At 71.5% G+C, this 19,919-nt stretch carries 16 protein-coding genes; 6 read left to right on the plus strand and 10 right to left on the minus strand.

Annotated elements, in window-relative coordinates; translation table 11 throughout:
* The first annotated feature begins 143 nt into the window (after positions 1–143).
* Genes eccCa through ACIHAD_RS03675 form a run of 3 tightly spaced genes read left to right on the plus strand, consistent with a single transcriptional unit; the run spans position 144 to position 5,496 of the window.
* Positions 144–4,133 carry a type VII secretion protein EccCa gene (gene eccCa / locus ACIHAD_RS03665; protein WP_397352770.1) on the plus strand — a complete coding sequence of 1,330 codons (3,990 nt, stop codon included), beginning with the start codon at positions 144–146 and terminating at the stop codon, positions 4,131–4,133.
* Complete coding sequence (locus ACIHAD_RS03670) at positions 4,133–4,417, plus strand: hypothetical protein (protein WP_397352771.1); 285 nt, start codon at positions 4,133–4,135, stop codon at positions 4,415–4,417. The genes eccCa and ACIHAD_RS03670 overlap by 1 nt, the downstream gene beginning before the upstream one ends.
* Entirely contained in the window at positions 4,414–5,496 is a 1,083-nt protein-coding gene (locus ACIHAD_RS03675) for a transglycosylase SLT domain-containing protein (protein ID WP_397352772.1), read from the plus strand. Before ACIHAD_RS03670 ends, ACIHAD_RS03675 begins: the two co-directional genes overlap by 4 nt.
* A 3-nt stretch (positions 5,497–5,499) precedes the next feature.
* On the opposite strand, the gene ACIHAD_RS03680 is transcribed toward ACIHAD_RS03675, so the two are convergent.
* From ACIHAD_RS03680 to ACIHAD_RS03690, 3 genes are all read right to left on the minus strand, one after another.
* Complete coding sequence (locus tag ACIHAD_RS03680; RefSeq protein ID WP_397352773.1) at positions 5,500–7,848, minus strand: serine/threonine protein kinase; 2,349 nt, start codon at positions 7,846–7,848, stop codon at positions 5,500–5,502.
* Between the two features lie 71 nt (positions 7,849–7,919).
* The gene (locus tag ACIHAD_RS03685; RefSeq protein ID WP_397352774.1) at positions 7,920–9,068 is read right to left on the minus strand and encodes a S8 family serine peptidase; all 1,149 of its coding nucleotides are present in this window, start codon (positions 9,066–9,068) and stop codon (positions 7,920–7,922) included.
* A 90-nt stretch (positions 9,069–9,158) separates the two neighbouring features.
* Positions 9,159–9,431, minus strand: coding sequence for a WXG100 family type VII secretion target (locus ACIHAD_RS03690; protein ID WP_397352775.1), 273 nt, complete (start codon positions 9,429–9,431; stop codon positions 9,159–9,161).
* Between the two features lie 124 nt (positions 9,432–9,555).
* Here ACIHAD_RS03690 and ACIHAD_RS03695 point away from each other — a divergent pair, with 124 nt between their 5' ends.
* The 3 genes from ACIHAD_RS03695 (at position 9,556) to ACIHAD_RS03705 (ending at position 13,560) form a co-directional block, all read left to right on the plus strand.
* Positions 9,556–10,275: an SDR family NAD(P)-dependent oxidoreductase gene (locus tag ACIHAD_RS03695; RefSeq protein ID WP_397352776.1), complete on the plus strand. Its 720-nt coding sequence runs from the start codon at positions 9,556–9,558 to the stop codon at positions 10,273–10,275.
* Positions 10,276–10,302: 27 nt separating this feature from the next.
* Positions 10,303–12,054, plus strand: a complete 1,752-nt coding sequence (locus ACIHAD_RS03700; RefSeq protein WP_397352777.1) for an acetyl/propionyl/methylcrotonyl-CoA carboxylase subunit alpha — start codon at positions 10,303–10,305, stop codon at positions 12,052–12,054.
* Between the two features lie 105 nt (positions 12,055–12,159).
* Positions 12,160–13,560 carry a hypothetical protein gene (locus ACIHAD_RS03705; protein WP_397352778.1) on the plus strand — a complete coding sequence of 467 codons (1,401 nt, stop codon included), beginning with the start codon at positions 12,160–12,162 and terminating at the stop codon, positions 13,558–13,560.
* 96 nt (positions 13,561–13,656) lie between these two features.
* Here the strand turns inward: ACIHAD_RS03705 and ACIHAD_RS03710 are convergent, their stop codons facing one another.
* From ACIHAD_RS03710 to ACIHAD_RS03740, 7 genes are all read right to left on the minus strand, one after another.
* Positions 13,657–14,661 carry a LacI family DNA-binding transcriptional regulator gene (locus ACIHAD_RS03710; protein WP_397352779.1) on the minus strand — a complete coding sequence of 335 codons (1,005 nt, stop codon included), beginning with the start codon at positions 14,659–14,661 and terminating at the stop codon, positions 13,657–13,659.
* Positions 14,658–15,254 (minus strand): fibronectin type III-like domain-contianing protein, encoded by a 597-nt coding sequence (locus tag ACIHAD_RS03715; RefSeq protein WP_397353038.1) that lies wholly within the window; start codon positions 15,252–15,254, stop codon positions 14,658–14,660. Before ACIHAD_RS03715 ends, ACIHAD_RS03710 begins: the two co-directional genes overlap by 4 nt.
* Positions 15,152–16,045, minus strand: coding sequence for a glycoside hydrolase family 3 protein (locus ACIHAD_RS03720; protein WP_397352780.1), 894 nt, complete (start codon positions 16,043–16,045; stop codon positions 15,152–15,154). Before ACIHAD_RS03720 ends, ACIHAD_RS03715 begins: the two co-directional genes overlap by 103 nt.
* A gap of 104 nt (positions 16,046–16,149) precedes the next feature.
* Entirely contained in the window at positions 16,150–17,361 is a 1,212-nt protein-coding gene (locus ACIHAD_RS03725) for an ROK family protein (RefSeq protein ID WP_397352781.1), read from the minus strand.
* 355 nt (positions 17,362–17,716) lie between these two features.
* Entirely contained in the window at positions 17,717–17,923 is a 207-nt protein-coding gene (locus ACIHAD_RS03730) for a DUF397 domain-containing protein (protein ID WP_397352782.1), read from the minus strand.
* Positions 17,911–18,423 (minus strand): DUF5753 domain-containing protein, encoded by a 513-nt coding sequence (locus ACIHAD_RS03735; RefSeq protein ID WP_397352783.1) that lies wholly within the window; start codon positions 18,421–18,423, stop codon positions 17,911–17,913. Before ACIHAD_RS03735 ends, ACIHAD_RS03730 begins: the two co-directional genes overlap by 13 nt.
* A 740-nt stretch (positions 18,424–19,163) precedes the next feature.
* Positions 19,164–19,763 carry a dihydrofolate reductase family protein gene (locus ACIHAD_RS03740; RefSeq protein ID WP_397352784.1) on the minus strand — a complete coding sequence of 200 codons (600 nt, stop codon included), beginning with the start codon at positions 19,761–19,763 and terminating at the stop codon, positions 19,164–19,166.
* Positions 19,764–19,919: the final 156 nt, after the last annotated feature.

Raw genomic sequence — 19,919 nt, forward strand, 5'->3', positions numbered from 1 at the left:
GCGCCCTGCTGTGGAGGCGGGATTTCGGCCAACGATGTCACAAACACAACATAGCGAGACAGTGTTAACTCAGACCTCAACTCGGACGTTAGGCACATCTGGTAAGAAGGTTCTTCCGAGCACCAGAAGGGCCTGTCACTAGGGTGAGCATCGTCGTAGTACGGCGCCCGGAGCGCCGCCCCAGCCCGAAGCCTCCGCGCGGGGAGATCCTGCTGGAGTCTCCACCGGAGATCCCAGAGGTCCAGTCGCAAGGCATGATGGCGGTGCTGACGTACCTGCCGATGGTGGCGGGCGCGGCGGCGATGGGCCTGATGTTCACCGCCGGCGGCACCAACGCCAACCCCATCATGTACGTGGCCAGCGGCCTGTTCGCGTTCTCGATGGTCGGCATGACCGTCGGCCAGATGGGCCGCCAGGCGGGCGAGCGCAAGCAGCGGCTCAACGGCGCCCGGCGCGACTACTTCCGCTACCTGGCGCAGATCCGCAAGAAGGTGCGCAAGGCCGCGATCCAGCAGCGCGAGGCCCTGGAGTGGAGCGGCCCGGCCCCCGACACGCTCTGGTGGACCGCGATGGGCCCGCGCCTGTGGGAGCGCCGCCCCCGCGACGAGGACTTCAGCACGGTACGGCTCGGCACCGGCATCCAGAAGCTGGCCATCCAGCTCATCCCCCCGGACTCCAAGCCGGTCGAGGACCTGGACGCCCTGTCCGCCGGTGCGCTGCGCCGCTTCATCCGCACGCACTCGACCGTCGAACGCCTCCCGGTCGCCGTCGCGCTGCACTCCTTCGCCCGCATCAAGCTGGACGGCGACCCCGCCCTGGTCCGCGACCTGGTCCGGGCCATGATCGCGCAGATGGCCGTCTTCCACTCCCCCGACGACATGCGGATCATGGTGTGCGCGAGCAAGGAGTGGATGAGCCACTGGGAATGGGTCAAGTGGCTGCCGCACGCCCTGCACCCCGAGGAGACCGACGGTGCCGGCCAGGTCAGGCTCATGGCCGAGAACCTGGCCCAGCTCGACCGCCTGGTGGGCGTCGAGCTGAAGGAACGGGCCCGCTTCAAGCCGGGCGCCTCGCCGGACGCGCTGCCGTACCACGTGCTCATCCTGGACGGCGGCCACGTGCCGCAGGACTCCCAGCTCGGCGCGGACGCCATCGACGGCGTGACCGTGATCGACCTGTCGAACTCGGCCGGCACCGTCGAGGAGCGCAGCACGCTGCGGCTGCGCATCGACGCCGCAGGCTTCCACATGGTCAAGCTGGACCACGCGGGCCGCGAGAACACCAACCGGCTCGGCGACCCCGACTCGCTGGACTTCCTGCGCGCCGAAGGGCTGGCCCGCCAGCTCGCGCCGCTGCGCGCCTCCTCGGCCAAGGGCGGCGACGCCCAGGACGTGCTGGCGGTGAACACGACCCTGACCGAGCTGCTCGGCGTCGGCGACCCGACCCGGCTGGAGCCGTCGGTGACCTGGCGGCCCCGCGCGGGCCGGAACCGGCTGCGGGTGCCGATCGGGCTCGGCGCCGACGGCCGGCTGGTCGAGCTGGACATCAAGGAGTCCGCCCAGGGCGGCATGGGCCCGCACGGCCTGGTCATCGGCGCGACCGGCTCGGGCAAGAGCGAGCTGCTGCGCACGCTGGTGCTCGGGCTCGCGGTCACGCACTCCTCGGAGATCCTCAACTTCGTGCTCGTCGACTTCAAGGGCGGCGCGACCTTCCTCGGCCTGGACGGCCTCTCGCACGTCTCCGCGGTCATCACGAACCTGGAGGACGAGCTGCCGCTCGTGGACCGCATGCACGACGCCCTGCACGGCGAGATGGTGCGCCGCCAGGAGCTGCTGCGCGCGGCCGGCAACTACGCCTCCCTGCGCGACTACGAGAAGGCCCGCGAGCAGGGCGCCGCCCTGCGTCCGCTGCCCACGCTGTTCGTCATCCTGGACGAGTTCAGCGAGCTGCTGACGGCCAAGCCCGAGTTCATCGACCTGTTCGTGATGATCGGCCGGCTCGGGCGCTCGCTCGGCGTGCACCTGCTGCTGGCCTCGCAACGACTGGAGGAGGGACGGCTGCGCGGGCTGGACACGCACCTTTCGTACCGGATCGGTCTGCGGACGTTCTCGGCCATGGAGAGCCGGGTCGTCCTGGGCGTGGCCGACGCGTACGAGCTGCCGTCCGCGCCGGGCAACGGGTACCTGAAGTTCGACACCTCCGGCATGACCCGGTTCAAGGCCGCGTACGTGTCGGGCCCCCACCAGGTCGACCCGCGGCACGTCGCCACCCACGACGGCTCGGTGACGGTCCGGGAGATCGTCGAGTACGGCCCCGACTTCGTGCCCGTGCCGATGGTCGAGGAGCAGCCCGAGGACCCCGCGGCGCAGGAGGAGAGCAACAAGGCGCAGCGGAGCCTCCTGGACATCGTCGTCGGCCGCCTGGTGGGCCAGGGGCCGCCCGCGCACCGCATCTGGCTGCCGCCGCTGGCCGAGCCGCCCACGCTCGCGCACCTGCTGCCGCCGCTGTCGGTCACGCCCGAGCTGGGCCTGTCCACGGCCGGCTGGCCGGGACGCGGCCGGTTGCAGGCCATGGTGGGGATCATCGACCGGCCGTTCGAGCAGCGGCGGGACCCGTACTGGCTGGACCTGTCCGGCGCGGCCGGGCACGTGGGCGTGGCCGGCGGCCCGCAGAGCGGCAAGAGCACCATCCTGCGCACGCTGATCACCAGCATGGCGCTCACGCACACCCCCCGCGAGGTGCAGTTCTACTGCCTGGACTTCGGCGGCGGCGCGCTGGCCTCGCTGGAGGGGCTGCCGCACGTCGGCGGCGTGGCCTCCAGGCTGGACGCCGACCGGGTGCGCCGCACGGTCGCCGAGATCGCCTCGATCCTGCGCGACCGGGAACGGGAGTTCACCGAGAACGGCGTCGACTCCATGAGCACCTACCGCAGGCGGGTGGCCGACGGCTCGCTCCAGGGCGACGGCTGGGGCGACATCTTCCTCGTCGTGGACGGCTGGCTGACGATCCGGCAGGACTTCGAGACCCTGGAACCGGTCATCACCGACCTGGCGGCGCGCGGCCTCGGCTACGGCATCCACGTGGTCGCGGCCACCGGCAAGTGGTCGGAGTTCCGGCCGGGCATCCGTGACCTGTTCGGCACGCGGGTGGAGCTCAAGCTCGGCGACGCGTACGAGTCCGAGATCAACAGGAAGAAGTCGCTGGCCGTGCCGGAAGGCGTGCCGGGACGCGGCCTGACCAAGGACGGCCTGCACTTCCTCGGCGCGCTGCCCAGGATCGACGGCGTGCAGGACTCCGACGACCTGGCCACCGGGCTCCAGGGCCTGGTGCAGGCGATCGGCGACTCCTGGCAGGGCCCGCCCGCCAAGCAGGTCAGGCTGCTGCCTTCGGTGCTGCCCGCCGCGTCGCTGCCGGGCGTGGAGGAGACCGGCAAGGAGCGGATCGCCATCGGCGTGGACGAGGCCACGCTCGCGCCCGTGCTGATCGACTTCGACGCCGACCCGCACTTCATCGTGGTCGGCGACACCGAGAGCGGCAAGTCCAACATGCTCAAGGTGATCGCCGAGAACGTCGTCGCCCGGCACACGCCGCGCGAGGCCATGATGATCGTGATCGACTACCGCCGGTCGCTGCTGGACACGGCGGTCAGCGAGAACCGCATCGGCTACGCCGCCTCCAGCGCCGCCGCGCTCGAACTGGTCAACGACGCCCGCAACGCCCTGCTCAAGCGCCTGCCGCCGGCGAACCTCACGCCCGAGCAGCTGCGCGCCCGCGACTGGTGGAAGGGCTCCGACCTGTACATCGTGGTCGACGACTACGACCTGGTGGCCACGTCCAACAACCCGCTGCTGCCGCTGGTCGAGCTGCTGCCGCAGGCCCGTGACATCGGACTGCACCTGATCATGTCGCGGGCCATGGGCGGCCTGGGCCGGGCCATGTTCGACCCGGTCATCCAGCGCATCAAGGACATGGCCAGCCCGGCGGTCATCCTGTCCGGCAGCAGGGACGAGGGCTTCCTGTTCGGCAACGTACGCGCCCAGCCGCAGCCTCCGGGACGCGGCTTCATGGTGGACAGAAGGTTCGGCTCGCGGCTGGCGCAGACGGCGTTCTGGCCGCCCCCGGAGGAGGAGTGATGGCAGGACTGGACATCCACTTCGACGCCCTGGACGACTGCCGCATCGCGGCCCATGCCGTGGCGAACAAGTTCGGCGACCTGGCCGACGGCTTCCCCGCCACGGCCGTCGACTCCTCGATCTTCGGCAAGCTGACCGGCTCCTCGGCCCTGGCGACCGTCGTGAACGGGGTGGAGGGCGTCACCGACAGCGAGTGCGGCAAGGCCAAGAGCCTCGTCCAGAGCGTCGAACGGGCCCTGGACCTGGTGGAGAGCAACGTGCGGAAGGCGAACACCCCGTCATGAGCGCACCGGAGGCGATCAACGGCCTGCCCGGCGGCCCGGCCCTGGCCGCGCTGGCCGCGCAGGTGAGCGGCAACCCCGGCGCGATCCGCGGCATCGCCGCGCGCTGGCGTACGGCCGCGGGCGAGGTGCTCGCCGGCTCGGGCGAGCTCGGCAGCGCCGTCACCACCGTGGACCTGGCCTGGGAGGGCGCCTCGGCGGACGCGTTCGTCCGCTACATGTGGGACTACGGCAGGGCCGGTCAGGGCCTGCACGACGCGCTCAATTCCTGCGCCGACGCGCTCGACGCCGCCGCCGACGTGCTGCAGAACTCCGAGCGCCAGGTGGACGGCATCTGCGACCGCCTGCTCACCAGCATCCAGAACTACAAGAACGCTAACCCCGACGCCAAGCCGGAGGACCTGGACGCCGAGATCGGCCGCCTGGTGCGCGAGGCGACCGAGAACGCCGGGCAGCCGGTCAAGGACGCCAGGACCGCCGTCACCGACGCCAAGGACGCCATCGACACCGCGCTGGGCGAGCGCACGATGACGTTCGCCAAGATCAAGGCGGCCGGCGAGCAGGAGGGCGAGCACAGGTTCGTCCCGGACGCCGAGCACCGGCTGGACTGGCGGCGTACCCAGAGCTACACCTCGCCCTACTCGGGCACCGGCGGCAGCCCCGTCATCGGCGGCTACGGCCCCAGCGGCCCGCCGCCGCCCGCGGGCGGCGGACCGGCGCCCACGGGCAAGGTGAAGCAGTGGATCGAGGAGGCCGTCGGCATCCTCAAGGAGCAGGGCTACCCGGTCGGCAAGATGAACGTCGACGACATCTGGATGATCATCCAGCACGAGTCGGGCGGGAACCCGCACGCGATCAACCTGTGGGACTCCAACGCCGCGGCCGGGCACCCCTCCAAGGGGCTCATGCAGACGATCGACCCGACCTTCAGCTCCCACGCCCTGGACGGCCACCGGGACATCTACAACCCGGTGGACAACATCATCGCGGGCGTGCGCTACTCGATCGAGCGCTACGGCAGTGTGTCCGCGGTGCCGGGGGTCGTGGGCATGAAGACCGGATCCGGCTACCGCGGATACTGAACCCTAGCCGCAGTTGGCCCAGGGCACACTGGTGTTGCCCGAGCCCGCGCTGCCCGAGAAGCGCACGCACTTGCCCTTGGCGGGAAGCTTGACCGGGCCCGCGTAGTACTCGTAGTTGCCGCTGTCGGTGCTGCTCGGGCCGCCCTGCACCTCCAGGGTGGCGCTGACCGGGCTCGCCTTGCCGACGTCGGCGCCGGACTTGATGGTGACCACGCAGTTCTGGCCCGTGCCGCTGTTGTAGAGCTGGTACGTCGTGCCGCCGGTGAACGCGCTCGACCTCTGGACCGCGAAACCGGACCCGCACACCTGCGCCGCCGAGTAGGGGTTCGTCGTCAGCCTGACCACCGGGGGTTCGGAGGCCTTGGTGGGCTCCGGCGCCTGGGTGGGCCTCTGGGCGGTGGGCTCCGGCGCCTGCGTGGGCGTCTGGGTCGGGGCCTGAGTCGGGGTGGCCGTCTGGGTGGACGTCGGGGTGGGCGTCCCGGTCGGCTTCTCCGTGGGCGTCGGGGTCGGCTCGTCGGTGGGCTTCCCCGTCGGCTTCTCCGTCGGCTTCTGGGTCGGCTTCTCGGTCGGCGTCGGGGTCGCGGACGGGGTCGGCGTGACCGTCCTGGTGACCGTGGCCGTCGGCTCGGGGTCCTTCTCCGTCTTCTTCGCCTGCACGGTCGGCTGGGCCGTCGGCTGCTGGACCGTCGGGACCACCAGCGGCTGGGTCACCGTCGGCGTCGGCACCGAGGTCAGCACCGGCACCTGGTGGGTGCCCGTGGAGGTGTCGTCGTTCGGCAGCACCAGCGGGCCCACGCCGTCGTCGTCCGGGGACGGCGTGGTCGCCCAGGGGGCGGTGACCTCGGCCTGGGGCTGCGTGGGCACGGCGGTCATGGCCTGCTGGGCGGCTGCCGCGCCCGAGGTGGGCGACGCGGAGGCCGCCGCGGCGGCGGGCTCGAAGGTGACGCTGGAGGAGTAGTGGCTCGCGCCCCACAGGCCGACGGCCGACAGCAGCACGACCGCCGTCACGCCGGCCGCCAGGCCGATGGGGAACGGCTTGCGTACCGGGCCGGAGCCGCCCGCGCCCGACATCACGGGCTGGGCCGACTCGGCCGGCGGGTTCTGCGGTCCGGGCGGCGGCCCCCACGCGGCCTGTACGGGCACCGGCGGGTACTGCACCGGCACGCCCTGCACCGGCTCCTCGTACGCGGGAAGGTGCTGCATCGGGTCCGGCCCCATCGGGCCGGGAGGCAGCGCGCCGGGCGGGACCGGGCCGTGCGCCATCGGGTCGTGCGGGAACGGACCCTGCTGCATCGGACCCTGCTGCATCGGGCCCTGCTGCATCGGGTCGTGCGGGATCGCGCCCGGGGGGATCGCGCCTTCCGGCAGGAAGCCCGGGGGCACCGGGCCGTACGGGGCGGGGGCGCCCTCGATGGCCAGGGGCAGCACCGGAGGCCGGCCCGGCACGGGCGGCTGCCCCGGGACCGGAGGCTGGCCCGGCACCGGATACTGGCCGTCGACCAGGGTGACGAGGGCCGCCGGGTCGGACGGCGGCATCTGGACGGGCACGCCGTCGATCGGCGCCTCCGGCATGGGCGCCTTGTCGTCCCCCAGCAGCCGCAGCAGCGCCGTGTACGTCGTGGGCCGTCCGGACACGTCCTTGGACAGCGCCGCGAGCACCGTCTGGCGCAGCGGGTCCGGCAGCCCGTCCACCTCGGGCTCGTCCGTGAGGACGGCGTGCGCGTCCTGGCCGAACGGCGCGGAGCCGGTGGCGGCGAACACCACGGTCGCCGCCCAGGCGAAGACGTCGGCGTAGGGCCCGTACTGCAGGCCGTTGATCTGCTCGGGGGCGCGGTAGCCGACCTCGCCGGCCGGGTCGCCGATCTCGATGTCGGTGACGCGCAGCCCCTCGCCGGTGAGGATCACGTTGTTCGGGGTGAGCCCCCGGTGCGCGAACCCGGCCAGGTGCACCGCGGTCAGCGCGGTGAGCATGCCGACCGCCACGCGTTCGAGCGCGTCACCGGTCAACGGGCCGTCGGCGGCGACGGTCTCGGCCAGCGAGCGTCCCTCGACGTGCTCACGTACGACGTAGAACAGGTCGTCCTGGACGCCGGCGTCGAGCGTGCGGGCCACGTACGAGCTGGACACGCGCGCGACGTCCTTGAGCCGGGTCACGAAGTCCGGGTCGGCCGCCGGGTCCGCGGTCAGCGTCTTGATCGCGACCGGATCGGCGTCCTCGGACTCCTTGCCCAGATGAACGGCGCCACGCGGGCCCTGCCCCAACAGGGACACGATCTCGTGATCGCCGATCCGCTCCGGTACAGGTGCCTGGGGGGAGTCCTTCTCCACCATGACCGTCCTTTCAGGAGTCACGTCATGATCGAGACACATTTAACCGCATAAGCCCCATAAGCATCAGCAATTTCGGTCGCTCATTCTTACAGTTAACCGTCAATTCGCCCGAGATCCGGCGGCGAGCCGGGACGCCAGCGCCTCCGGCGTCCCATGGGGACGATCGCCCACGCCGCCATCACGATCCCGGCCAGCGACAACCCGCTCGCCGCGACCACCGTCGCGACCTCCATCGACCGCCGGTCCGGCGGCACGGCCTTGCGCACCACGGTCGCGGGCAGCGGCGGCGGCACCGGCTGCGCCACGGCCACCTGCTCCGACGGCAGGACCGCGGTCACCGCGAGCAGCGGGTTCACCATCCCCGCGCCGGTGCCCGTCCCCGACGCGCCGTCGGCGGTCATCGTGATGCGCCTGCGCACCTGGAGCTGGGTCAGCCCGGGATGGCGGGACCGGACCAGCGCGGCCACGCCCGCCACGTAGGGGGCGGCGTAGCTGGTGCCCTTCAGGGCGGACTGGTAGCCCTTGAGCGGCCAGGTCGAGCTGATCCCCTCCCCCGGGCCGAGCACGGCGACCGCGTTGGGGTTGGAGAACGTCGAACGCCCACCGTCCGGGGTCGCCGAGCCCACCGACAGCACCCCGTCGTACGCGGCGGGGTAGGAGGGGGCCGACGTGCCGTCCTCCTTGGTCAGGTTGCCGGCGGCGGCGACGATCACCACGTCCTGCTCCAGCGCGTAGGCGACGGCGGCCCTCAGGTCGGCCGTGTCGGGGGCGTCGATCGAGAGGTTGATCACAGTGGCCCGCTCGTCCACGGCCGTCTTGATGGCCTTGGCCAGCAGGGCCACGTCGCCCCTGTCGCCGTTGACCTGCTTGATCGACAGCAGCCTGACCCCGGGGGCGACGCCGTGGAAGGGCACGTCCTTGCGCGGCTGGCCGGCGATGATCCCGGCGACCGCCGTGCCGTGGCCGACGCAGTCGCGAAAGCCCGTGTTGGTGAGGTCGGCCTTGCCGCTCAGCCGGATCTGGGGGTGGGTCTCGTCCACGCCGCTGTCGATGACGGCGACCGTGACGCCCCGGCCCGTGGTCAGCGGCCACACCCGCTGCACGTTGAGCCGCCGCTGCGCCCAGCTCTCGGCGATCGCCATGGTGGCCTTCTTGGGCGTGCACCGCTCGGGCGCGGCCTGCGCCGGCGCCGCCGCGAACTGCAGGGCGAGCACGCTCGCCGCCAAGGCGCGACCAATCATGAAGAAAGAGGGTAGCCTGCCCGATCCCGGAGGAAAGCTCCCCTTACGACGGAAGAAGCCCCGGCGCCCGGCCAGGGCCCCTGTCCGTGCTCACTGCGTGGCGGACTCGATGTTCCGCTGGTACGTGTTGATGACCCGCGAAGCCTCCCGCAGCTCCTCGGTCATGCGCTGGAAGGCCGTGCGGTAGTTCTGCCAGGCCTGGTTGAAGCGCTGTGCCCCGGGGCCCGTCCACGCGGTGCCGACCTTGGCCGCCTCGCGGTCGAGCGCCGTCATGATGTTCTGGAGCGCCTCGGACTGCTGCGTGAACTGGCCGGCCATCTGCTGCATTTCCGCGGGGTCGCCGCCGAGCATACTCTGGCTCATGCATACCTCCTGGGACTGGTGAAAGCGCCCTCACCCTAAAGCGGGCCACCGCCCATCGCCCCCGTTATGCCGAGCGGCTATGGTCGTCCAGAGGATTATTCGGATCAAAGGAAGTGATCCACCCATGCGCGAAGTCGTGGTGACGGGTGGCGGCACCGGGATCGGCTACGCCGTCGCCGAGGCGTTCGCCTCCCTCGGCGACCACGTCACGATCACCGGCCGGCGCGAGCACGTGCTGAAGGAGGCGGCCGCGCGGCTGGGGGCGGCGTACGTGCCGTTCGACGCCGCGAGCCCGGCCGCCGTCAAGGGCGCGCTCGACAGCCTGCCCGCCCACGTGGACGTCCTGGTCAACAACGCCGGGGGCAACACGAACCTGGAACGCGGGCAGTCCGGCGACCTGGCGGACGTCGCCGAGGCGTGGTGGGCCAACCTCAACGCCAACCTGCTGTCCGCCGTGCTGGTCACGACCGCGCTCGCGCCGCGCATGGGCGAGGGCGGCCGGATCGTCTCCATCGGCTCGATCGCCGCACGCGGCACCGGGTCCGGCTCGTACGGGGCCGCGAAGGCCGCCGTCGAGTCGTGGACCGCGGACCTGGCCGCCGAACTGGGCCCCCGGGGCATCACCGCCAACGTCGTGGCTCCCGGGCTGGTGATGGAGACCGAGTTCTTCCGCGGCAGGCTCACGGAGGAGAGCATCAGGGCCCGCGTGCGGAACACGCGCAACGGGCGCCCTGGCACCCCCTCCGACGTGGCCGATACCGTTCTCTTTCTGGCATCCGCGGGAGCCGGGCACATGACGGGGCAGGTGCTGCATCTGAACGGCGGCGCGTACCTCGGCCGCTGAGCATCCACGAGGAAGGGACGAAGGTCGGTGCGGAAGGTTCTGATCGCCAATCGCGGCGAGATCGCCGTACGGGTGGCCCGCGCGTGCACGGACGCGGGGATCGGCAGCGTGGCCGTCTACGCCGACCAAGACCTCGACGCCCTGCACGTCAGGGTGGCCGACGAGGCGTACGCGCTGGGCGGGCAGTCCCCCGCCGAGACCTACCTCGACATCGCCAAGCTGCTCGACGTCGCCGCGCGCTCCGGCGCCGACGCGGTCCATCCCGGCTACGGCTTCCTGGCCGAGAACGCCGCCTTCGCCCAGGCCGTCATCGACGCCGGCCTCACCTGGATCGGCCCGCCCCCGGCCGCCATCGCCGCGCTGGGCGACAAGGTGCAGGCCAGGCACATCGCGCAGAAGGTCGGCGCGCCGCTGGTGGCCGGCACCAAGGACCCGGTCTCCGGCGCCGAGGAGGTCGTGGCGTTCGCCGAGCGGCACGGGCTGCCGATCGCGATCAAGGCCGCGTACGGCGGCGGCGGCCGCGGCATCAAGGTCGCGCGCAGGCTGGAGGAGGTCGCCGAGCTGTACGAGTCCGCCGTGCGCGAGGCCGTGGCCGCCTTCGGCAGGGGCGAGTGCTTCGTCGAGCGCTACCTCGACCGCCCCCGCCACGTCGAGACCCAGTGCCTGGCCGACCGCGAGGGCAACGTGGTCGTGGTCAGCACCCGCGACTGCTCGCTCCAGCGCCGCCACCAGAAGCTGGTCGAGGAGGCCCCCGCGCCGTTCCTGTCGCCGGAGCAGATCGACATCCTCTACACCAGCTCCAAGGCCATCCTGAAGGAGGCCGGCTACGTCGGCGCCGGCACCTGCGAGTTCCTCGTCGGCCAGGACGGCACGATCTCCTTCCTGGAGGTCAACACCCGCCTCCAGGTCGAGCACCCGGTGAGCGAGGAGGTCGCCGGCGTCGACCTGGTGCGCGAGATGTTCAGGATCGCCGACGGCGAGCTCCTGGGCTACGACGACCCGGTCCTGCGCGGCCACTCGATCGAGTTCCGGATCAACGCCGAGGACGCCGGCCGCAACTTCCTGCCCGCCCCGGGCACGCTGACCGCCATGCGCACCCCGGCCGGACCCGGCGTACGCCTCGACTCGGGCTACGAGGCCGGGATGACGGTGCCGCAGACGTTCGACTCGCTGGTGGCCAAGCTGATCGTGACCGGGCGCACCCGTCACGAGGCCCTCGACCGGGCCCGGCGGGCGCTGGCCGAGTTCGAGATCGACGGCATGCCGACCGTGCTGCCCTTCCACCGGGCGGTCGTGACCGATCCGGCGTTCACGTCCGAGCCGTTCGCCGTGCACACACGGTGGATCGAGACCGAGTGGGACAACCCGGTCGAGCCGTACGCGGGCGAGGTGGCCGCCGCTCCGGCCGCCCCGGCGGTGCGGGAGACGGTGACGGTCGAGGTCGGCGGCAAGCGCCTTGAGGTGGTGCTCCCTGCCGGGCTCGGCATGGCGGGCCCCGCGCCCGCCGCGGGCAAGGCCCCCCGCCGCGCCGGCGGCGCGAGGAAGCACGCGACCGCGGGCGGCGACGCGCTGGTCAGCCCGATGCAGGGCACGATCGTCAAGGTCGTGGCGAACGACGGCGACGTGGTCGGCGAGGGCGACACGGTCGTGGTGCTGGAGGCCATGAAGATGGAACAGCCGCTGACCGCCCACAAGTCGGGCACGGTCACGGGCCTGTCGGCCGCCGTCGGCCAGACCGTCACGTCGGGCGCCACGATCTGCGAGATCAAGGACGCCTGAGCCCGCTCCCCTGTGCTTCCGCGCCGTCGCGGGCAGGTAACGTGCCCAGTGAGGAACTTTGCCGACCGCCCGTTCGTCCTCATGGGCGAAGGAGGCTTGCTGCCAATGACCCATTCGCTGCGCCGAGCAGGGGCCGCGATCGCGGCTCTGATCGCCGGGCTGTTCGTCGTTCTTGCGCTGTCCCCTGCCGCCAACGCGGCGGCGCCACCTGACGCACAAAGTGTGGTGCAAAACTGGAAGAAGGCCCCGCTCTACGTGGTGTCGGGCTCCCCCTTGAGCTCCAGCCAGCAGAGCGACATCAATGACACGCTGAAGGACGCCGACAGCAAGATCTACGCTGTCGCGCTGCCCGACGGCACCTTTGACAACTCCACCGTCGGGCCGTACCTGTCGTCGCTGGGCAAGGCGCTGGTCGAGGCCGGTCGCCCCAAGGTGACGGTCGTGGTGTTCGACGGCGAGACGATGTTCGCCGGGTCCAACGCCCTGCGGAACAACCTCGCCGGCCAGCTGGTCAAGCTCTCGACGAACGCCAACTCGGGCGACATCGTCGCGGGCGTGAAGGACTTCGCGAACCGGGTGGACGCGGCGGGCAAGAACGACCGCAGCGGCGCCCTCAGCCCCAGCAGCCAGGCCAACCCCGGCGCCGGCGGCACGTTCGCGCTGGTGGCCCTGCTCGGGCTGCTGGTGGTCGGCGGTGGCGGCTACTTCCTGTACTCCAAGAACAAGAAGAAGAAGCGCGCCATCCAGGAGGCCAAGGACCTCGCCGCGGTCAAGCAGACCGTGGAGGAGGACGTCACCAAGCTGGGCGAGGAGATCACCGAGCTCGACACCGACGTCACCCTCGCCGGCCAGGGCGGCGGCCACATCACCGAGTGGCAGCAGGCGCTCGATTCCTATGAGAAGGCCAAGGTCCAGCTCAACGCGGTCCAGCGGGCCGACCAGGTCCGCGAGGTCACCCAGACCCTTGAGGACGGCCGCTACGCGCTGGCCGTGGTGAAGGCCAAGGTCAACAACCGGCCGATCCCCGAGCGGCGCGCCCCCTGCTTCTTCAACCCGCAGCACGGCCCGTCCGCGCGTGACGTGCGCTGGGCCCCGCCCGGCGGCGCGGTGCGCGACGTGCCGGCCTGCGCGATGGACGCCGAGGCCGTCGAGCGCGGCTTCGACCCGCAGATGCGCGAGGTCATGGTCGACGGTCACCGTCGCCCCTACTACGACGCGGGCCCGGCCTACCAGCCGTACGCCTACGGCTACTACGGCGGCTTCGGCGACATCATGACCGGCATGTTCATCGGCACGATGATGGGCAGCATGTTCCACGGCGGCTGGGGCGGCGGCGGCTACGGCGCCGGTTACGCCGAGGGCTACCAGGACGGCGGCGGCGGCGACTTCGGTGGCGGCGGCGACTTCGGCGGCGACCTCGGCGGCGGCGGTGGCGGCGGCTGGGGCGACTTCGGCGGCGGCGGCGGAGACTTCGGCGGTGGCGACTTCGGCGGCGGCGACTGGTAAACCCCCTGCGCCGACCCTGACGGGCGCGCCCTCCCTTCCGGGGGGGCGCGCCCTTTCGCGTTCCGGCCCGCCGTTCTCGCGGCAGCCGGGCGCGGTTCAGGTGCTGGCGCGTACGGCCAGGCGCGGGGCCAGGAGCGTGGACTCCGGCACGGCCCGGCCCTCCAGCTTGTCCATGACCAGGCGGACGGCCTCGCGGCCCACCTCCTCGGCCGGGATCTGCACCGACGTCAGGGGCGGGCTGGCGCGTTCGGCCACGTCGTCGGGGCAGATGGCGACCACCGCGACGTCCTGCGGCACCCGCCTGCCGAGCTGCCTGAGCGCGGCCGGCACGTGCCCGGCCTCCGCCTCGTTGTGGACGACCAGCCCGGACAGCTCCGGCCGGTCGAGCAGCAGGTCGCGCAGGGTCTCGTGGACCTCGTCGAAGGTTTCCTCGCAGGCCAGGGCCGTGCCCTTGAGGCCGTGCCCGGCCAGGGCGGCCACGAAGCCCTCGCGGGTACGCCCGGCGAAGCCGGTGCCGCGTTCGTACACCACCGACGGCGCGCCGAGCAGGGCGATCTCGGTGTGGCCGCGTTCGGCGAGGTGGGCGACGCAGCGCGCGCCCGCGGCGGCGAAGTCGAGATCCACGCAGGTCAGCCCGGCGGGCTCGGCCGGGAACCCGATGAGCACGCTGGGCTCGGTCAGCTCGCGCAGCAACGGGACGCGGCGGTCGTCCAGCTCGACGTCCATGAGGATCAGGGCGTCGACCATGGCGCTGGCGGCCACGCGGCGGATCCCGGCGGCGCCCTCGTCGGCCGTGAGCAGCAGCACGTCGTGGTCGTACCGGCGGGCGGCGGTGACGACGGCGCCGGCGAAACGCATCAGCACGGGCACGTGCATGCCCGCGCGCAGCGGCAGCACCAGCGCGATCACGTTCGACCGCTTGCTGGCCAGGGCCCGCGCGCCGGCGTTGGGGTGGTAGCCGAGGACGCTGATGCTGTCGAGCACGCGCCTGCGGGTGCCGGCCGAGATCGTGCGTTTGCCGCTCAGCACGTACGACACCGTGCTGACGGCCACGCCGGCATGCCGGGCGACCTCGGAGATCGTGACGGCGCGCCCGCTCAAGCCCCGGCTCCGAGGAGGTCGAGGTGGACCAGGGTCACGCCGTCGTTCTCGAACACCACATAAACATCGTGCACGCCGCCGGCCGCCGCAAGCGCCGCGGGGACGTCGTGGAAGTCGTACCGGGCGGTGCGCGGCACCGGGAAGGCGGCCAGGACGTCGCCGTAGAGGGGGTCGCCGAGCCGCACGGTGACCACGCCGCCCTCGGCGCTGCCCGCCCTGGCCACGCAGGCCGCGACGCCGGTGAGGTCCACCTGCCGGAACAGGATCCAGGCGCCCTCGGCCTCCGAGCGCACGGCGTCGCCGGCGACCTTGGCCTCGTCCACGAACGTGATCGCGTCGTACTCGTCGTGGTCGGCGGCGCGCAGCAGGCCCGACCGGGGCGGGACGGTCTCGCCCTCGATCTCGAAGCAGGCGCTCAGGCGCAGGTCGGTGGCGCTGCGGCCGGGCATGAGCCGGTACGTCGAGCGCTCCACGACGAACCTGCTCCTGGTCACGTCCCAGAAGGCCAGGTCGGCGACGGGCAGCGTGAGGGTGACCGTGCGGGTCTCGCCGGGAGCGAGCCGGACCTTGTCGAAGCCGCGCAGGCGGCGCAGCGGCTGCTTGACGCGCGAGCGCTGCTGGTGGCTTCGTGGTACGCCTGGAGCCCGGTCAGGTTGCCCGGCGCGTACGCGTCACTCACCACCAGGAGGTCGCCCGGCGCCCAGGCCCGCAGCACCTCCCCGATCAGCGGGCTGAGATGCGCGGGACGGCCGTTGACCAGGTTGTAGGAGGGCATCACGGCCACCGCGACGCCCTGCTCGATCGCCGGTCTGAAGGCGGGCAGCTCGTACTCGCGCAGGACGCGGGGCGGCAGGTTGCTGGAGGTCACGCAGCGGTCGGTCTCGTTGTTGTAGGCCAGGAAGTGCTTGAGGGTGGGGGCCGTTCGCATCGCGGTGGGAGCGCTCCCAGTGAGGCCACGCGAAAAGGACGTGGCCAGCACGCCGGTCAACCACGGATCCTCGGAGTAGCCCTCCTCGTTGCGCCCCCAGCGCGGGTCGCGCAGCGGGTTCACCACCGGCGCCCACACGTTGAGCCCGGCGCCCGCCGGGTCCTTGTGGTGGAAGGCCACCACCTCCTCGCCGACGGCCTCCCCCACCCGGCGGACGAGGTCCAGGTCCCAGGACGAGGCCAGCCCCACGGCCTGCGGGAACACGGTCGCCGGGCCGAGCCAGGCCAGGCCGTGCAGCGCCTCGGTGCCCGTACGGAACGCGCCGAGGCCCAGCCGCTCCACCGGGGCCTGGTACTGGTGCAGCAGGCCGACCTTCTCCTCGATCGTCAGCCTGCCCAGCAGGTCGGCGATCCGGTCGGCCAGCGGGATCGCTGGGTCGCGGAAGGGTTCGGGCATGTTCGTCCCTCTGAAAGTGTCGAAGCGCTTCGACAACCGGCCTGGGGAAATGACGCGAACGTTTCGATGGGGTTCCCTGAAGGGTGCCCTCCTGATGACCTAGGTCAAGGGATTCGCGCCATTCCTCCCGGCAATCTTCCCGAATCCACGCTGTCGAGCACCCGGGCCGCACCGCCCAGCGCGGCGGCGTCGTGGCCGAGCGTCGAGGCCACCACCTGGCATCCTCCGGCGGCTTCGGCGATCACCCGATCGGCCAGCTCCGCCTGGACGGCGGGCAACAGCCAGGGCGCGAGCGGGACGTAGTAGCCGCCCAGGATCACGACCTCGGGGTTGAGCAGGTTGGCGACGATCGCCACGCCCCTGCCCAGGCTCGTGCCGACGGCCTCCAGCGTGGCCAGCGTGGCGGGATCGGCGGCCCGCGCCAGGCGGACGACCTCCTCGATCTCGACCTGGAGCTCGGCCGGGGACGCACGCCGCCGCAGGATCGCGCCCATGCCCGCCATCGCCTCCAGGCAGCCGCGCCGGCCGCAGTGGCACTCGGGGCCGTCGGGGTCGAGCTGCACGTGCCCGATCTCGCCGCTGTAGCCGAGCCCGCCCCTGCGCAGCCGGCCGTCGAGGATGACGCCCGCGCCCACGCCCACCTCGCCCGTCAGGTGGACCAGGTCGGAGGCGCCGGCGTACGCGCCGAACCGCTGCTCGGCCAGGGCCGCCAGATTGCCGTCGTTGTCGACCTGGATGGGGAAGCCGGGGCCGCGCAGCGCCTTGGCCAGGTCGCCCCCGAGGTCGGCGTCGCGCCAGCCGAGGTTGGGCGCCAGGCGTACGGTGCCCTGCACGTCGACCAGGCCCGGCACGGCCACGGCCAGGCCGAGGATCTGGCGTTCCTCCTTGGCCATGCGGTTGACCACGCGCCGCACGATCGCCGCGACCGAGGCGATGTCCTGGTTGACCGACTCACCGGCCGAGAACGACCGCCGCCAGGTCAGCAGCCGCTCCCCCGCCAGGTCGGTGGCCACGGCCGAGACGTGGTCGACGTTGATCTCGACCCCGATCGCCGCGTACGGCGAGCCGTCCAGCATCAGCATCGTGGCCGGCCGTCCGACCCGGTTCTCGGTCAGGCCGGTCTCGCGGACCAGCCGGCGGTCGATCAGGTCGGCGACCAGGCTCGACACCGTGGCCTTGTTCAGGCCGGTGGAGGCGGCGATGTCGGCGCGCGAGCAGGGCGCGTGCTCGCGGACGAACCGGAGCACGACCGTGAGGTTGGTGGCCCGTACGTCGGCGAAGTCGGCCGGCTGCGGGCCGGCCGTGGAAATGATCAATATCAGCCCCGTTCCCGCCAAGAGGTGATCCAAGCATGCCGCATGGCCGGGTGTACTCCCCAACGAGGGGACCTGCCGCTTTGTTTGGCCGTAATACCAACTAAGCCTAACCTGAGAAGGCACGACAGGGCTCAGGGGCTTCGCCGGGGCGCGCTTCGCGCGACAGGAGCTCAGGCTGCGTCCATGTGGGGGCAAGCCCCCACACCCCCGGCAGGGACCTACCTGTCCCGAACCCCTCGGACACGATCCCGGTTTCCGATGGGACGCGCCAAGACGGGAACGGGCGACTCACACGCCCTCTTGCCTGAGGCTCAGAGACACGGCCTCGACACTCCCGAAGCACGGGAACGCCTGCTCAGACGTCGAACTCGCCCGGGTTGACCCCTCGCAGGAACGCCTGCCACTCCCCAGGGGTGAAAATCAGTGCCGGGACTTGTGGATTCTTGCTGTCGCGGACAGCGATCACGCCCGGGATGTTGGTCGCGACTTCCACACACTGCCCGTTGTCACCGCTGGCGCTGGACTTGCGCCATTTCGCTCCATCGAGGCTTATCCGGTCCATTTCCTGATCGCATCCTCAATCGCCTGTGATGTGACGTTCTTCGGCTGTGCGTCCGCTCTGATGGTGTCATATCTCTGCTTGAGGCGCATGACCGCATCGTGATCTCCAGTGACGTAGCCGGACAGGACCGAGTCAGCGGAGACCACCTCCGAACCGTCACGCAGCCGCGCCAGCGCGAACGCGCTCATGGTGCCGGCCACACAGCCTGCGGCGACGGGAACCAATTGAAGGGTGATAGGGGGATGACGCGTGAGGTCCAGCAAGTAGTGGAGCTGTTCCGCCAGTACTTCGGACCCTCCGATCGGGCGGTGCAGCACTCCTTCGTCGATGAGCGCGAGAAAGGTCGGCGGGCCGGGGCTGTCGAAGATCCTCAGCCGCTTCATGCGAGCTTGGACGCGCTCTTCGACACGATCCTGCGGAGCCGTCCTGGAGAAGATCGCGCGAGCGTAGTCGGCGGTCTGCAAGATCCCGGGAATCAGCAGCGGATCCCAGGAAGTCACCTTGCGTCTGACAGGTTTCGCGAGGCAGGAGCACCATCGGATTGCGTCAGAGTTCATGCTGGATTCGAGCGACAACGCTTTTGTCGTGGGAATCGGCCCGGCGGAACGTCACGAACGCATGAGGTGAATGCATGTCACTTCGAGCAAGGCCCACGCAGATACCGGATCGGAACAGTGCGATCTCCAGGTGGAGAGGCATGACGCTGGGGCGCGGTGAAGCAGGCACCCGGAGAAAGTCGGCGGACGATTCGGCGCTGGCCGGCCGACGTCGATCCGGTGGTTCGCGACGACGCGACGACGGTCGTCTCGGAATTGGTGACCAACGCGGTCAGACATGTGCCGTCCGGCCCCGAGCGTGACTGGGTCGCGGTGCTGCTCGGGATCGGGGACGGATTCGTACGTCTTGAAGTGGTCGATCCGGGCACGGCGGGACGAGAACCGCACTTCGCCCCTCTGGAGGTGGAGTCCTTGCGGGAAATCAGGTCATGGCCTCGGCCTGGTGGCCGCGTTGTCGGTCAGGTGCGGCACGCACGTCGTCGAACGGCACGGTCACCGCGTCGGATGGGCCGATCTCCGGACCGTCGCACCCGCCGATGGCTCCTGAGGGGAGTTCGCGAACAAGAACCCGGTCTCGATCGTGACCTCGCGGAGGCGGACAGGGCTGAGCCGACTGTCCGCCGTGATCGACGTACGCCTGATCGTGATGTCGCATGGGCCGGACACCCGAGGTGAGGCCCCTGCTAGCGGAGCACCTGGTAGGTCAGGTGGGTGACCAAAGCGGTGCCCGTGGGGGGTGCGGTCGGGGTGAGGGTGATGTCGCCGGCGTCGGCCAGGAGGCGTTCGCCCCTGCCCAGGATCACGGGGGCGACGTGCAGGCGGAGTTCGTCGATGTGACCGGCGGCCAGGTACTGGTTGACGGTGGCGGCGCCGCCGGCGATGGAGACGTCGCGGTCGCCCGCGGCCTCGCGGGCCCGGGTCAGGGCGGCTTCGATCCCGTCCGTGACGAAGAAGAAGGTCGTGCCGCCCTTCATCGTCAGCGGCTCGCGCGGGTGGTGGGTGAGGACGAACGTCGGCGCGTGGTACGGCGGCTCCTCGCCCCACCAGCCGGTCCAGTCCAGGTTCCAGTCGCCGCGGCCGGGGTCGAACATGTTGCGGCCCATGATGAACGCCCCGGCCGCCGTGATGCCCTCGATCACCTCGGCGTGCCGCTCGGGCTCCTCGAACATCCACTGGTGCAGCCGGTCGCCCACGCCCTCGCCGAACGGGTTGTCCAGGCTCTGGTTCAGGCCCGCCACGTAGCCGTCGAGGGACATGCCCATGTCGCAGGTGACCTTGCTCATCCCGGTTCCTCCTGTGTGTCCGTGGCGCCCGTCCGGCGCCTTCACCGATGAGTCGGAGCCGGGGCCGGACTCTCGACATGGCATCGGGAAATTTCCCGGAACGGGGTGGGAGGAGTCGGAAGGAGACAGGTCGGGTAGGTTCGGCGGTTAGGAAAG

The sequence above is a fragment of the Nonomuraea sp. NPDC052265 genome (genome assembly GCF_044547985.1).
Lineage (GTDB): Bacteria > Actinomycetota > Actinomycetes > Streptosporangiales > Streptosporangiaceae > Nonomuraea.

What these genes read in the sequence shown, in the direction of transcription:
- ACIHAD_RS03705 (WP_397352778.1), top strand. Translation starts at nt 12,160, where the DNA reads ATGACCCATTCGCTGCGCCGAGCAGGGGCCGCGATCGCGGCTCTGATC.
- ACIHAD_RS03740 (WP_397352784.1), bottom strand. Translation starts at nt 19,763, where the DNA reads ATGAGCAAGGTCACCTGCGACATGGGCATGTCCCTCGACGGCTACGTG.
- ACIHAD_RS03720 (WP_397352780.1), bottom strand. Translation starts at nt 16,045, where the DNA reads ATGCCCGAACCCTTCCGCGACCCAGCGATCCCGCTGGCCGACCGGATC.
- ACIHAD_RS03695 (WP_397352776.1), top strand. Translation starts at nt 9,556, where the DNA reads ATGCGCGAAGTCGTGGTGACGGGTGGCGGCACCGGGATCGGCTACGCC.
- ACIHAD_RS03670 (WP_397352771.1), top strand. Translation starts at nt 4,133, where the DNA reads ATGGCAGGACTGGACATCCACTTCGACGCCCTGGACGACTGCCGCATC.
- ACIHAD_RS03675 (WP_397352772.1), top strand. Translation starts at nt 4,414, where the DNA reads ATGAGCGCACCGGAGGCGATCAACGGCCTGCCCGGCGGCCCGGCCCTG.
- ACIHAD_RS03685 (WP_397352774.1), bottom strand. Translation starts at nt 9,068, where the DNA reads ATGATTGGTCGCGCCTTGGCGGCGAGCGTGCTCGCCCTGCAGTTCGCG.
- ACIHAD_RS03690 (WP_397352775.1), bottom strand. Translation starts at nt 9,431, where the DNA reads ATGAGCCAGAGTATGCTCGGCGGCGACCCCGCGGAAATGCAGCAGATG.
- ACIHAD_RS03730 (WP_397352782.1), bottom strand. Translation starts at nt 17,923, where the DNA reads ATGGACCGGATAAGCCTCGATGGAGCGAAATGGCGCAAGTCCAGCGCC.